This is a genomic window from Cellulomonas algicola (assembly GCF_003851725.1).
GTDB lineage: Bacteria > Actinomycetota > Actinomycetes > Actinomycetales > Cellulomonadaceae > Cellulomonas > Cellulomonas algicola.
In genome coordinates this window covers 1-12,062 of sequence record NZ_BHYL01000395.1, presented here as the reverse complement: position 1 = coordinate 12,062, position 12,062 = coordinate 1, and the positions used below count along the sequence as shown (strand labels likewise).

The window sequence follows — 12,062 nt, the reverse complement described above, 5'->3', positions numbered from 1 at the left end:
GGTCGCCCCCGTCCGCCGATCCCGCACCCGGAGGAGGAGTCGTGACCTCACGTACCGTCCCGCCGTCGGCCGCACCCGCGCCCGCCGCCCCCCAGCCGCACGTCGCCGACGAGTTCCTGCGTCGGCAGTCCGCCACCAGCCGCATCCAGTCGGTCCTGCACCGGCACCCCGCCCTCAGCCCGGCCCTCGTGCTCGCGCTGTCCGTCGTCGTCTTCGGGCTGCTCAACGACCGCTTCCTGCGGCCCGAGAATCTGTCGCTCGTCACCCAGCAGGTCGCGGTGGTCGGCGCGCTCGCCGTCGGCCAGACGCTCATCATCCTCACCGCGGGGATCGACCTGTCCGTCGGCGCGATCATGGTCCTGTCCTCGATGGTCATGGCCCAGACCGCCGTCACGAACGGCCTGCCCGGTCCTGTCGCGCTCGGGGTCGGCCTCGCCGTCGGGCTCGCCGCCGGTGCCGTCAACGGCCTGCTCGTGACCCGGCTCAAGCTGCCGCCGTTCATCGTCACGCTCGGAACGCTCAACGTCTTCCTCGCGCTCACGCTGCTCTACTCGAAGGGCGCGACCGTCCGCGGCGGCGAGCTGCCGTCGCTGCTCACCTGGACCGGCGAGGCGTTCACCGTCGGCGGCGTGCGCGTGACCGTCGGCGTGCTCGTCATGCTCGCCATGTACGCGGTCGTCGCGTACGCGCTCGGCCGCACCGCGTGGGGCCGGCACGTCTACGCGGTCGGCGACGACAAGGAGTCCGCCGCGCTCGCCGGCATCCGCGTGCCGCGCGTGCTGCTCAGCGTGTACGTCACCGCGGGCGGGCTGTTCGCGCTCGCGGGCTGGATCCTCGTCGGCCGCATCAACGCCGCGAGCCCGAACGCGGCGGCCGAGGCGAACCTCGACTCGATCACCGCGGTCGTCATCGGCGGCACGAGCCTGTTCGGCGGGCGCGGCGCGGTGTGGGGCAGCCTGCTCGGCGCGCTCATCGTCGGCGTGTTCCGCAACGGGCTGTCGCTCGCGGGCGTCGACGTGCTCTACCAGACGCTCGCCGTCGGCGTGCTCGTCATCGTCGCGGTCGCGGTCGACCAGTGGATCCGGAAGGAGCGTGCGTGATGACGCAGGACAGCGCACGGACGCCCGTGCTGCAGGCGACGGGCCTCGTCAAGACGTTCGGGCGGGTCGTCGGCCTCGACGGCGTCGACCTCGAGCTCTACCCGGGCGAGGTGCTCGCGATCATCGGCGACAACGGCGCCGGCAAGTCCACCCTGGTCAAGTGCCTGTCCGGCGCGCACACCCCGGACCAGGGCCAGCTGCTCCTCGAGGGGCGACCCGTGACGTTCCACGGGCCGCAGGAGGCGCGCGCCGCGGGCATCGAGACGGTCTACCAGAACCTCGCGGTCTCCCCGGCGCTCGACATCGCCAGCAACCTCTACCTCGGGCGCGAGCAGCGCCGCAGCGGGGTCCTGGGCTCGGTGTTCCGGATGCTCGACACGGCGGGCATGCGCGAGCGGTCCGAGCAGCAGCTCAAGGCGCTCGGCATCAGCACCCTCCAGGACGTCACGCAGGCGGTCGAGACGCTGTCCGGCGGCCAGCGCCAGGCGGTCGCCGTGGCGCGGGCGGCGGCGTTCGGGTCGAAGGTCGTCATCCTCGACGAGCCGACCGCCGCGCTCGGCGTCCGGGAGTCGGCGCAGGTGCTCCAGCTCGTGCGCGACCTGCGCGAGCGCGGGCTCCCCGTGATCCTCATCAGCCACAACATGCCGCACGTCTTCGAGGTGGCGGACCGGATCCACGTCCAGCGGCTCGGCCGCCGGGCGGCGGTCATCACCCCGGAGACGCACTCGCCGAGCGAGGCGGTCGCCCTGATGACGGGTGCGCTCGCGGCCTGACCCGCCCCGCGGGCCCGGCCGGGGCCGTCCATGCGGCACGACGCGTGGGCGGCCCCGGTGCTGCGCCGGGCCGGGTCCGCGCACCGTCGGGCGACGGTCCGCCGTGCCACGGGCTCCGCCCGTCGACCCGCGTCGTCCGGTCGCACCGTTCCGCCCCCGACCTGCTCGAGGTCGACGCCCGCCACGACGACGGTGACCTACCGCCTCGTCGACGGCACGCGCGCCACCTTGCGGCACGTGAACGGCGACGACGACGAGGACGTCACGGTGAGCGCCGACGCCCCGACCGTCACGCACGCCTCGTCCCCGTCGCCGAGCCGACCCCGCCCGGCCAGCCGCCGGGCCGCGAGCCGCAGGCCTGACGCGGACCGCTCGCCCCGCGGGGCGTCGTGACGGTGAAGTCAGGCGCCGACGTACGTCGCGAGGTGCTGCCCCGTGAGCGTCGAGCGGTCCGCGACCAGGTCGGCCGGGGTGCCCTCGAAGACGACCCGACCGCCGTCGTGGCCCGCGCCGGGGCCGAGGTCGATGATCCAGTCCGCGTGCGCCATCACGGCCTGGTGGTGCTCGATGACGATGACGGACTTCCCGGAGTCGACGAGCCGGTCGAGCAGGCCGAGCAGCTGCGCGACGTCGGCGAGGTGCAGGCCGGTCGTCGGCTCGTCGAGGACGTAGATGCCGCCCTTCTCGCCCATCTGCGTCGCGAGCTTGAGCCGCTGCCGCTCGCCGCCCGACAGCGTCGTGAGCGGCTGGCCGAGCGTGAGGTAGCCGAGGCCGACGTCGGTGAGCCGGTCGAGGATGGCGTGCGCGGCGGGCGTGCGCGCGTCGCCCGCGCCGAAGAACTCCTCGGCCTCGGTCACGGGCATCGCCAGGACCTCGGCGATGTTCTTCCCGCCGAGCGTGTACTCGAGCACGCTCGCCTGGAAGCGGCGGCCCTCGCACTCCTCGCACGTCGACTCGACCGTCGCCATGACGCCGAGGTCCGTGTAGATCACGCCCGCGCCGTTGCAGGTCGGGCACGCGCCCTCGGAGTTGGAGCTGAACAGCGCGGGCTTGACCCCGTTGGCCTTCGCGAACGCCTTGCGGATCGGGTCGAGCAGGCCGGTGTAGGTCGCGGGGTTGCTGCGCCGCGAGCCGCGGATCGCGCCCTGGTCGATGACGACGACGTCGTCGCGCTTCGCGACCGACCCGTGGATGAGCGAGCTCTTGCCCGACCCGGCGACGCCCGTGACCACGCACAGCACGCCGAGGGGCACGTCGACGTCGACGTCGCGGAGGTTGTGCGTCGACGCGCCGCGGATCTCGAGCGCGCCCTGCGTCGGGCGGAGGTCCGCCTTGAGGGTCGCGCGGTCGTCGAGGTGCCGACCCGTGATCGTGGTGCTCGCGCGCAGGCCCTCGACCGTGCCCTCGAAGCAGATCGTCCCGCCGCCGGTGCCGGCACCCGGCCCCAGGTCGACGACGTGGTCCGCGATCGCGATCGCCTCGGGCTTGTGCTCGACGACGAGCACCGTGTTGCCCTTGTCGCGCAGCTGGAGCAGCAGGTCGTTCATGCGCTGGATGTCGTGCGGGTGCAGCCCGATGGTCGGCTCGTCGAACACGTACGTGACGTCGGTGAGCGACGACCCGAGGTGCCGGATCATCTTGGTGCGCTGCGCCTCGCCGCCCGACAGCGTTCCCGCGGGCCGGTCGAGCGACAGGTACCCGAGGCCGATCTCGGTGAACGAGTCGAGCAGGTGCTGCAGGCCCGCGAGCAGCGGCGCGACGGTCGGCTCGTCGAGCCCGCGCACCCACTGCGCGAGGTCGCTGATCTGCATCGCGCACACGTCGGCGATGTTCTTGCCCGCGATCCGCGACGACCGGGCCTCGGCCGCGAGGCGCGTCCCCTCGCACTCGGGGCACGTCTGGAACGTCACGGCCTTCTCGACGAACGCGCGGACGTGCGGCTGCATCGCGTCGACGTCCTTGGACAGCAGCGACTTCTGGATCTTGGGGATCAGGCCTTCGTAGGTGATGTTGATGCCCTCGACCTTGATCTTGGTCGGCTCCTTGTAGAGCAGGTCGTCGAGCTCGCGCTTCCCGTAGTCCTTGATCGGCTTGTCCGGGTCGAAGAAGCCGCTGCCGCGGAAGATGCGCCCGTACCAGCCGTCCATCGTGTAGCCCGGCACGGTCAGCGCGCCCTCGTTGAGCGACTTGCTGTCGTCGTACAGCGCGGTCCGGTCGAAGTCGGTCACCGACCCCATGCCCTCGCACCGCGGGCACATGCCGCCCAGCATGGAGAACTCGGCCTTCTCGGCCTTCGTCCGGTCGCCCTTCTGGACGGTGATCGCGCCGCTGCCCTTGACGGACGGCACGTTGAACGAGAACGCGTTCGGCGACCCGATGTGCGGCTGCCCGAGCCGGCTGAACAGGATGCGGAGCATCGCGTTCGCGTCCGTCGCGGTGCCGACCGTCGAGCGCGGGTTCGAGCCCATGCGCTCCTGGTCGACGATGATCGCGGTCGTCAGGCCCTCGAGCCGGTCGACCTCCGGGCGCGCGAGCGACGGCATGAAGCCCTGCACGAACGCGCTGTACGTCTCGTTGATCATGCGCTGCGACTCGGCGGCGATCGTCGCGAAGACCAGCGACGACTTGCCCGACCCCGAGACGCCGGTGAACACCGTCAGGCGTCGCTTCGGGATCTCGAGGCTGACGTCCTTGAGGTTGTTCTCCCGCGCGCCCTGCACGCGGATGAGGTCGTGGCTGTCCGCGACGTGCGACGCGGCCGGTGCGGTGCTCGTGGCGGTGCTCATGGGATCTCCCTGGGGACGCGAGGGGGGTCGGGACCGATCTAACCAGCCGGGTCCGACGCGCACGGGCGACCCGCGCGCAGGGGTGCTGCGGGCGGGTCGCCGGGGGTGGGTGCTCGGATGCGGGGGGGCCGTGCGAGGCCCGGGAGGTCGGACGGTCAGCCGACCTGGTTGAAGCGGAGCTGGTTGCCGGCCGGGTCGCGGAACGCGGCGTCCCGGATGCCGTACGGCTGGTCGGTCGGCTCCTGCACGACCTCGGCGCCCGCGGCCTGGAGCGCGTCGAACGTCGCGTCGAGGTCCGGCGTGGCGAGCACGAGCGTCGCGTACGTGCCCTTCGCCATCATCTCGGTGATGGTCCGCTTCTCGTCGTCGGTGACGCCCGGGTCGGCCGCCGGCGGGTAGAGGACGATCGACGTGCCCGGCTGCCCGGCGGGACCGACCGTGATCCAGCGCATGTCGCCGTAGCCGACGTCGTTGCGGACCTCGAAGCCCAGCACGTCGCGGTAGAACGCGAGCGCGGTGTCGGGGTCGTCGTGGGGGAGGAACGTGTTCGCGATCGTGATGTCCATGCCGGTCACGCTAGGTGCGGCTCCGACGGCGTCGCTTCTCGATTCCTGACCGGTCGCGTCACCTGCTTCGCGACGCACGACGGCATGCCCGCGGTGCTGTGCTCGGCCGACCCGCGGTACACGCTCGGCGGCACGCCCACGAGCTCGGTGAACCGCGTCGAGAACGTCCCGAGCGACTGGCAGCCGACCGCGAAGCAGACCTCCGTGACCGTCAGGTCGCCGCGCCGTAGCAGCGCCATCGCGCGCTCGATCCGCCGCGTCATGAGGTACGCGTAGACGGACTCGCCGTACGCCGCCTTGAACTGCCGGCTCAGGTGACCCGCCGACATGTGCGCCCCGCGCGCGAGCGCCTCGACGTCGAGCGGCTGCGCGTACTCGCGGTCGATCCGGTCGCGCACCCGGCGGAGCCGCGCGAGGTCGCTGCGGCGCTGCTCGGCGTCGGCCTTGCTGGTCACGAGGCCGATGCTGCCACGTCCGCGCCCCCGCGTCCGCCCCTGGACGACACCGCGTGCGCGGCCGCGCGACGGGCGCCGAGGCTGCCCAGCGCCTGGACCGTGGGCGACCGCAGCGCCGGTCGGGGCCTATCTTGGCCCGGTGACTGCACCGCTTCCCCCGCGCGACGTGCGTCGCGGCCTCGCCCGGCACGACGTCCCCGAGCCGCTGCGGAACGACGTCCGCGTCCTCGGCGAGTTCCTCGGCCGGGTGCTGCGCGAGTCCGTCGGCCAGGACCTGCTCGACGACGTCGAGCACCTCCGCGAGCTGGCGATCCGCGCGCACGACGAGCCCGACAGCGACGCGCTCGAGCAGGCCGAGGCCCTCGTCGCCGGCCTGTCGCTCGAGCGTGCCGAGCAGGTCGCCCGCGCGTTCACCTGCTACTTCCACCTGGCCAACACGGCCGAGGAGTACCACCGCGTCCGCGTGCTGCGCGAGCGCGAGGCGAGCCTCGAGCCGAACGACCTGGCTCCCGACGACTCCCTGCCGGCCGCGGTCGAGCGTGCGCGCGAGGAGCTCGGCGCCGACGCGGTGCGCGAGCTCGTCCAGCGGCTCGAGTTCCGTCCCGTGCTCACGGCCCACCCGACCGAGGCCCGCCGCCGCGCGGTGTCCAACTCGATCCGCCGCATCGCCGAGCTCGTCGGGGAGCGGGACATCCGCTCGCGCGGCGGCATGTCGATCGCCGAGAACGACCGCCGCCTGCTCGCCGAGATCGAGACGCTGTGGCGCACCGCCCCGCTGCGAGCCGCCAAGCCGACGGTCCTCGACGAGGTCCGCACGGTCCTCAACGTCTTCGACTCGACGCTCGCCGACGTCCTGCCCGCGGTCTACCGGCGCCTGGACGACTGGCTCCTCGGCGACGAGGCCGGGACGCAGGCACCCGAGGCCCGGCCGTTCGCACGGCTCGGCTCCTGGATCGGCGGCGACCGCGACGGCAACCCGAACGTCACCGCCGAGGTGACCCGGGCCGCCGCGACGCTCGCGTCGGAGCACGCGCTCACCGCGCTCGAGGCGTCGGCGGTCCGCACCGCCGCGGGCCTCACGCTGGGCACCGACATGACGCCGCCGTCGGCCGAGCTCGCCGCGCTGTGGCAGCGCCAGCGCCTGCTCTCGGAGGAGGTCACCGCGCGCGTCGCGGGCGAGGCGCCCAACGAGCCGCACCGCCGCGTCGTGCTCGTCCTCGCCGAGCGCATCGCCGCGACCCGTCGCCGGGACGCCGACCTCGCCTACGGCTCGCCCCAGGAGCTCGAGGCCGACCTGCTCGTCGTGCAGCGCTCGCTCGTCGAGGCCGGCGCGTCGCGCTCGGCGTACGGCGACCTCCAGCGCCTGCTGTGGCAGGTCCAGACCTTCGGCTTCCACCTCGCCGAGCTCGAGGTGCGCCAGCACTCGCAGGTGCACGAGTCGGCGCTCGCGGACATCGAGGCGAACGGCGTCGACGGCACCCTCGAGCCGCGCACGCTCGAGGTGCTCGACACGTTCCGCGCGCTCGGCACCGTCCAGCGCCGCTTCGGCATCGCGGCCGCGCGCCGCTACATCGTGTCGTTCACGCAGTCCGCCGAGCACCTCGCGGCCGTCTACCGCCTCGCCGAGCTCGCCTACGGCGGGCCTGACGACGTCCCGGTGATCGACGCGATCCCGCTCTTCGAGACCTTCGCGGACCTCGAGGCGAGCGTCGACATCCTCGAGGGTGCGCTCGCGATCCCGCAGGTGCAGAAGCGCCTCGCGGAGAACGGGCGCCGCGTCGAGGTCATGCTCGGCTACTCCGACTCCTCGAAGGACGTCGGCCCGGTCTCCGCGACGCTCGCGCTCGACACCGCGCAGCAGCGGATCACCGAGTGGGCCCGCAAGCACGACATCGTGCTCACGCTCTTCCACGGTCGCGGCGGCGCGCTCGGGCGCGGCGGCGGCCCCGCCAACCGCGCGGTGCTGGCCCAGCCGCCGGGCTCGGTCGACGGCCGGTTCAAGCTCACCGAGCAGGGCGAGGTCATCTTCGCCCGCTACGGCGACCCGGTCATCGCCGCGCGGCACATCGAGCAGGTCGTCGCCGCGACGCTCCTCGCGAGCACGCCGTCGGTCGAGCAGCGCAACGCCGCCGCCTCTGAGCGGTTCGCGGACCTCGCGAAGCAGCTCGACGTCGCGTCCCGCACGCGGTTCCACGAGCTCGTGAAGGCCGAGGGCTTCCCGCAGTGGTTCGCCGAGGTCACCCCGCTCGAGGAGGTCGGCCTGCTGCCGATCGGCTCGCGCCCCGCACGTCGCGGCCTGTCGGTGTCGTCGCTCGACGACCTGCGCGCGATCCCGTGGGTGTTCTCCTGGTCGCAGGCGCGCATCAACCTCGCCGGCTGGTACGGGCTCGGCACGGCGCTCGACGCCGTCGGCGACCTCGACGAGCTGCGCGCCGCGTACGCGCAGTGGCCGCTGTTCACGACGATGATCGACAACGTCGAGATGTCGCTCGCGAAGACCGACGAGCGCATCGCCGCCCGCTACCTCGCGCTCGCCGACCGCCCCGACCTGGCCGACAAGGTCCTGTCCGAGATGGTGCTCACGCGCCGCTCGGTCCTGGCCATCACCGACAGCGACGCCGTGCTGTCGCGCCGCCGGATCCTCGGCCGCGCCGTCCAGCTCCGCAGCCCGTACGTCGACGCGCTGTCGCTGCTCCAGCTCCGTGCGCTGCGCGGGCTGCGCACCGGCGACGCGACCGAGCAGGCCGACGACCTGCGCCGCCTGCTGCTGCTCACCGTCAACGGTGTCGCGGCGGGCGTGCAGAACACCGGCTGACACGCGCGTCGTCCGGGCATGACCCGGACCTGCGACGACGCCCCGTGGTCAGACGACCGCGGGGCGTCGTCGTGTCAGCTCGGGAGCGAGACGACGCGCGGCGGGTCCTCGCCGCGGGCGAGCGCGTCGAGGACGAGGCGCTCGTGCGGCACGACGGGCTCCGGGAGGTCGGCGAGCCGGAACCAGGCGAGGTCCTCGGCCTTGTCCTCCTCGCGGCGCGACGGGTCGCCGGTCCACGTGCGGGCCTCGAAGAACACGTCGACGCGCTGCTCGACGGCCGGGCCGCCGCGCTCGAACCGGTGCAGCGTCGTGAGGGGGCGCAGGTCCTCGACGCGCACGGTGACGCCGGCCTCCTCGGCAGCCTCGCGGACCGCCGCCTCGTGCACCGACTCGCCCGGGTCGACGTGGCCGGCCAGCACCGCCCAGTGCCCGTCGCGGTAGCCCGTGCCCCGACGCAGCTGGAGGAGCACCTCGTCGCCGCGGCGCAGGACGACGTACGCGGCGGCCACCAGGAGCGTGCGGTGGCCGAGGTGGTCGCCGGCCGCGTAGTGCTCGTCCGCGGCGCCCGGCGCGCGGGCGGCGTCGGACACGGGAGCGGGCGGTGCGGGCTCGTCGGCAGGGGAGTGCGGCATGCGGGGCAGTCTGGCACCCGGGGTCGCGGGCTGTCGGTGGTGCTCGCTACCGTCGAGGGGTGACGCTGACGACCACCGAGCACGACTTCGAGACGCTCGTGGAGCCGCTGCGCCGCGAGCTGCTGGCGCACTGCTACCGCATGACCGGTTCGCTGCACGACGCCGAGGACGTCCTGCAGGACGCCTACCTGCGCGCGTGGCGCGCGTTCGACCGGTTCGAGGGCCGCTCGTCGGTGCGGACGTGGATGTACCGCATCACGACGAACACGTGCCTCACGCACCTCGAGGGCCGGTCCCGCCGGCCGCTGCCGACCGGCCTCGGCGCGCCCGCGGCGGACCCCGCGAACGAGCCGCGCGAGGAGCACGCCGTCTCCTGGCTCGAGCCGCTGCCCGACACCGTCGTGTGGTCCGGCTCCCCGAGCGACCCGGCCGCGGACGTCGTGACGCGCGACAGCGTGCGGCTCGCGTTCGTCGCCGCGCTCCAGCACCTCACCGCGCAGCAGCGCGCCGTGCTCGTGCTGCGCGACGTGCTGCAGTGGAGCGCCGCGGAGGTCGCGGACGCGCTCGACCTCACCGTCGCGGGCGTGAACTCCACGCTCCAGCGGGCTCGCGCGCACGTCGCGAAGCTCGACCCCGACGACGCGGGCGCGCTCGACGACGAGCGACGGCGCCGGCTGCTCGACGCGTACGTGCGGGCGTTCGAGTCGTACGACATCGGCGGGATCGTCGCCCTCATGGCCGAGGACGTCGTGTGGGAGATGCCGCCCTACCCCGAGTGGTACCGCGGGCGCGCCGACGTCGCGGCGCTCATCGGCACGTGGTGCCCGGCGAAGGGTCCCGGCGCCCTGCGGCTCCTGCCTGCCGCGGTCAACGGGCAGCCTGCGTTCGGCGTGTACCTGCTCGACCCGGACGGCGTGCACCGCGCGTTCCAGCTCGCCGTGCTCGACGTCGGCACCGCGGGTGTCCAGCGCGTCGTCGTCTGGTTCGGCGTCGACCACCTCACCGCGTGCGGCCTGCCCGCCGAGCTCCCGCCGGTCGTCGCGACCGCCTAGGGACCGGTCGTCAGCGTCACGGCTGTCCCGCCGCGCCACCCAGTCCGACGCGCGCACGCCGAACCGCTCACGCGCGTGCGGTCACGTGCCTGCGGTCACGACCGTGGCGTCACGACCCGGTCGGGCCGAACCGCTCGGTGCGGATGCGCTCGGGGTCGTGGCCCAGGTCGACGAGCAGGTCCGCGACCGTCTCGACGAACGGTGTCGGGCCGCACACGTAGACGTGCGGGCGCTCGTCGGGCGGGACGCACACCTGCGCCAGGAGCTCGGCGTCGACGCGCCCGACGCGTCCGGCCCAGCCGGGCGGCCCGCGGCGCGTCCAGACCCGTGTGACCTCGACGTCGTCGAAGGTCGCGAGCTCGTCGGCGTAGATCGCGTCGAGCGGGGTCCGGACCGAGACCACGAGCCGGAAGGGTGCGCGCGAGCCGGCCCGACGGCGCGTGCGCAGCATCGACATGAGCGGCACGAGCCCCGAGCCGCCCGCGACGAGCTGTACGGGGTGCGGGTCGGTCGCGTGCCACACGAACCAGTTGCCGATCGGCCCGCGCAGCTCGATCTGGTCGCCGGCCACGAGGTCCTGCGTGAGGTACGGGGACACCTCGCCGTCCTCGACGACCTGCACGGTCAGCGCGATGCGCTCCGGGCTGCCGTCGACGTCCGCGCCCGCGGGGAGCCCGAGCGTGCCCGGGGACGCGAGCGAGTACGAGCGCTGGGTCGAGTAGCCGTCCTCCGCGGTCAGCCGCACGTCGACGTGCTGACCGGCCATCGCGCCGCGCCAGCCGGGCACGTCGAGCTCGAGGGTCGTCGCGGTCGGGGTCTCGCGGTGCGTGGCGACGAGGGTGGCGACCCGCCAGGGCAGGCGGTACGGGGCGTCGTCGGGGGAGACCGGTGCGGCCTCGTCGTCCGGCTCCGCGTTCAGTCGCCCCAATACCGCTGCTCCTTCCACGGGTCCCCGTACTGGTGGTAGCCGAGCTTCTCCCAGAAGCCCCACTGGTCGTCGGTGAGCAGGTCGACGCGTCGGATCCACTTCGCGGACTTCCAGAAGTACAGGTGCGGGATCAGCAGCCGCGCGGGCCCGCCGTGCTCGGGTGGGAGCGGGGCACCGTCGTACTGGTACGCGATCCACGCACGTCCGCCGCGCAGGTCGGCGAGCGGGACGTTCGTCGTGTAGCCCCCGTCGCAGTGCGCGAGCGCGTACTGCTCGTCGTCTGCGACCTCGACCGCGTCGAGCAGGCGGTCGAGCGACACCCCGCGCCACGACGTGTCGAGCTTCGTCCACTTGGTGACGCAGTGGATGTCGACCACGACGTCGTCCGCCGGGAGCGCCGTGAGCTCCGCCCACGACCACGTGGCGCGCGGCCCGGCGGCGCCGCCGATCGAGAACGTCCACGTCGACAGGTCGGTCCGCGGGGTCGGCCCGGCGGACAGCACCGGGAATCCGCGCTCGAGGTACTGGCCGGGTGGCAGTCGTGGGTCGGCCTCGCGTCGTCCGCGGAACCCGCGGGAGACGATCGCCATCAGCGGTCGGGCGCGGTCGCGGCCGCGCAGGTCGGGACGTGCACGGGTGCGGGTGCCATCGTCGCTCCGGTCGGTTCGGGGGCGTTCGTGGCCATCATGGGCCGCGCCGCGTGCCGTCCGCCAGAGCCGCGCGCCAGGTGACGACCCTCAGAGCCGTCGCCTGCCGTCCGGGCGCGTCGCCGCCCGAGCGGCCCCGCGGGGTCGCCGCGGCGAGCGCGGGGTTGCGCGCCGAGCCGAGGACGACCCGTGCGGCGGACGTCGCGGTGCGTCACGCCGACCGGGGGTCGACGCGACGCACCGGTGGGCTCAGCCGCCCGACGGAGCGCCCGCGGGACGACCCGCACGGCCACGGCCACCGCGACGGC

At 73.9% G+C, this 12,062-nt stretch carries 10 protein-coding genes; 4 read left to right on the top strand and 6 right to left on the bottom strand.

Features of this window, described 5'->3' with window-relative positions:
- Window positions 1-41 precede the first annotated feature (41 nt).
- Together CTKZ_RS19840 and CTKZ_RS19835 are read left to right on the top strand one after the other, a co-directional pair.
- Complete coding sequence (locus CTKZ_RS19840) at window positions 42-1,100, top strand: ABC transporter permease (RefSeq protein WP_124344531.1); 1,059 nt, start codon at window positions 42-44, stop codon at window positions 1,098-1,100.
- Window positions 1,100-1,873 carry an ATP-binding cassette domain-containing protein gene (locus tag CTKZ_RS19835; protein ID WP_124344530.1) on the top strand — a complete coding sequence of 258 codons (774 nt, stop codon included), beginning with the start codon at window positions 1,100-1,102 and terminating at the stop codon, window positions 1,871-1,873. Before CTKZ_RS19840 ends, CTKZ_RS19835 begins: the two co-directional genes overlap by 1 nt.
- 401 nt (window positions 1,874-2,274) lie before the next feature.
- Here the strand turns inward: CTKZ_RS19835 and CTKZ_RS19830 are convergent, their stop codons facing one another.
- The 3 genes from CTKZ_RS19830 to CTKZ_RS19820 all read right to left on the bottom strand — a co-directional run bounded on the left by CTKZ_RS19830 (window position 2,275) and on the right by CTKZ_RS19820 (window position 5,680).
- Complete coding sequence (locus tag CTKZ_RS19830; RefSeq protein ID WP_124344529.1) at window positions 2,275-4,659, bottom strand: ATP-binding cassette domain-containing protein; 2,385 nt, start codon at window positions 4,657-4,659, stop codon at window positions 2,275-2,277.
- Between the two features lie 155 nt (window positions 4,660-4,814).
- A complete protein-coding gene (locus CTKZ_RS19825; RefSeq protein WP_124344528.1) occupies window positions 4,815-5,225 on the bottom strand; it encodes a VOC family protein in 411 nt (136 codons plus the stop codon).
- 5 nt (window positions 5,226-5,230) lie between these two features.
- Window positions 5,231-5,680 carry a helix-turn-helix transcriptional regulator gene (locus CTKZ_RS19820; RefSeq protein ID WP_124344527.1) on the bottom strand — a complete coding sequence of 150 codons (450 nt, stop codon included), beginning with the start codon at window positions 5,678-5,680 and terminating at the stop codon, window positions 5,231-5,233.
- A 139-nt stretch (window positions 5,681-5,819) separates the two neighbouring features.
- Here CTKZ_RS19820 and CTKZ_RS19815 point away from each other — a divergent pair, with 139 nt between their 5' ends.
- Window positions 5,820-8,495: a phosphoenolpyruvate carboxylase gene (locus CTKZ_RS19815; RefSeq protein WP_124344526.1), complete on the top strand. Its 2,676-nt coding sequence runs from the start codon at window positions 5,820-5,822 to the stop codon at window positions 8,493-8,495.
- A gap of 74 nt (window positions 8,496-8,569) precedes the next feature.
- On the opposite strand, the gene CTKZ_RS19810 is transcribed toward CTKZ_RS19815, so the two are convergent.
- A complete protein-coding gene (locus tag CTKZ_RS19810; protein WP_124344525.1) occupies window positions 8,570-9,127 on the bottom strand; it encodes an NUDIX domain-containing protein in 558 nt (185 codons plus the stop codon).
- A gap of 59 nt (window positions 9,128-9,186) precedes the next feature.
- Here CTKZ_RS19810 and CTKZ_RS19805 point away from each other — a divergent pair, with 59 nt between their 5' ends.
- Entirely contained in the window at window positions 9,187-10,179 is a 993-nt protein-coding gene (locus tag CTKZ_RS19805; RefSeq protein ID WP_124344524.1) for a sigma-70 family RNA polymerase sigma factor, read from the top strand.
- Window positions 10,180-10,288: 109 nt separating this feature from the next.
- Here CTKZ_RS19805 and CTKZ_RS19800 read toward each other — a convergent pair whose 3' ends face one another.
- Together CTKZ_RS19800 and CTKZ_RS19795 are read right to left on the bottom strand one after the other, a co-directional pair.
- The gene (locus tag CTKZ_RS19800; RefSeq protein WP_235843572.1) at window positions 10,289-11,107 is read right to left on the bottom strand and encodes a ferredoxin reductase; all 819 of its coding nucleotides are present in this window, start codon (window positions 11,105-11,107) and stop codon (window positions 10,289-10,291) included.
- Entirely contained in the window at window positions 11,095-11,697 is a 603-nt protein-coding gene (locus CTKZ_RS19795; RefSeq protein ID WP_124344523.1) for a sulfite oxidase-like oxidoreductase, read from the bottom strand. Before CTKZ_RS19795 ends, CTKZ_RS19800 begins: the two co-directional genes overlap by 13 nt.
- Window positions 11,698-12,062 lie beyond the last annotated feature (365 nt).